Here is a 1,822-nt window from a genome sequence, read left to right as displayed (position 1 = left end):
GCTCGCCAAGCAGTCCGACGACCTGAAGGTCGCCGTCGAGAAGTTCCTCAGCGCCGTCCGCGCGGCCTGACCAAACACTGTTTCGCGATCGATGGCGGCGGGCTTTCCGCCGCCATCGCCTTTTCGGCCGGGGATTCTCGTGAATATCCCCGCACTGCCGCTGCGGCCCAAGGTCGGCGGACTATGAAGAGGACTTTTCCTGCCTTCCAGGGCCGGTTGTGCGGCGAGGCAAAGAGGTCAGGAACGGGAACAGCATCCCGTATCTCTGGAAATCCGCCGGCCCGCTCGGAGCGAAATGGCCGCTCGGAAATCGGATTCAGATCGAAAAGAACCAAAAATACTTAGCCATTTTAACTAGTCCATAATCAGTAGACCATACATTCCGCCCTCCTCCGGCAGACCTGTGGCTTTGCGGGAGACCCGAGGCGCGACCTTTCGGCACGCAACGTTCGCCGCAAGAACCGAATGCCCACTTACCGACGTTCCAAACTCCGGTTCCGCCCTCCTGGGTGTGATCGACTTGTAAGGTGATCCGACATGACTGCGTCCCAAAAATCCTTCAATTCATTGGATAACTCGGCTGCGCCGAGCCACGGCATCTTCGGGTTTTTCAACAACCTGAAGACCTCCCGGAAGCTGACGTACGGGTTCGGCGTTCTTATCCTCCTGGTTGGCGGCATTAGCGGCTTGATCATCGAGCGTGTCCTCTTCCTCGATCAGAGCGCAAAGTGGCGGACGCACACCTACGAAGTTCTGCAGACGCTCGATAACGCATTGATGGGCATGATCAACCAGGAAACGGGCGTGCGCGGTTACCTCATCTCCGGCGACCGCGAATTCCTGGCCCCCTACACTTCCGGCGTTGAGCAGTTCGATAGCGCCTTCGCAACAGTGAAGAATCAGACGTCCGACAATGCAGCCCAACAGGGACGGCTGGCGGCGCTCCATGAACTTGCCATGACCTGGCGGAAGGAAGTCGCCGAAGTCGAGATTCAACTGATGTCCGATCCTGCAACCCGCGAACAGGCGCGGGCGATGGAGAGCAGCGGCGCCGGCAAGCAATCGATGGACGGATTCCGCGCCAAGCTGCAGGAGATCGGCGATGTCGAGCGCGCTCTGCTGGAGTCGCGGAGCCAGGCCCAGAGCAGCGCCGCCTCGATGACCCTGACGGCGGCGGTTACGGGCGCAGGCGGCTCGGTCGTGCTTTCACTTCTGCTCGGGTTCGCGCTCTCCCGCAGCGTCGGCAAGCCGGTGGCGGATATGACCCTGGCCATGAACGCGCTGGCCCAGGGTGACCTTGCCACGCAGATTCCGGCCCGGGGCCGCAAGGATGAAGTCGGCGCCATGGCTGAAGCGGTACAGGTGTTCAAGGAGAACGCTATTGCCGTGAAGCGCCTGGAGGAAGAGCAGGAGGCGCAGAAGAAGCGCGCCGAGGAGGAAAAGAAGGCCTCCATGAGAAAGCTCGCCGATGATTTCCAGGCGAGCGTCGGCGGCATGATCGACAACGTCTCCTCGGCGACGACGGAGCTGCGGTCGACCGCGGAGTCCATGTCGGCGACCGCGGAGGAGACCAACCGCCAGTCGGCGTCGGTGGCCGCGGCCTCCGAGCAGGCCAGCCGCAACGTGCAGACGGTGGCTTCGGCGGCCGAGGAGCTGTCGGCCTCGATCTCCGAGATCAGCCGCCAGGTGAACCAGTCGAGCGACGTGGCCGGCCGCGCCGTGGCCCAGGCCGAGCGCACCAACACACAGGTCGAGGGTCTGGCCGAGGCGGCGCAGAAGATCGGCGACGTGATCAGCCTGATCCAGGACATCGCCGAGCAGA

Annotated in this window: 1 protein-coding gene; it reads left to right on the top strand. The window is 62.7% G+C overall.

Translation table 11 applies throughout. The features are described from left to right. Positions 1-537 precede the first annotated feature (537 nt). On the top strand, positions 538-1,822 hold a 1,285-nt coding region (locus tag WDC82_RS25085; protein WP_340120190.1), incomplete at its 3' end, for a CHASE3 domain-containing protein.

Source organism: Pelagibius sp. 7325, from assembly GCF_037652055.1.
In the GTDB taxonomy this organism is placed as follows: domain Bacteria; phylum Pseudomonadota; class Alphaproteobacteria; order Kiloniellales; family Kiloniellaceae; genus Pelagibius.
This window is presented reverse-complemented; position numbering and strand designations above follow the sequence as displayed.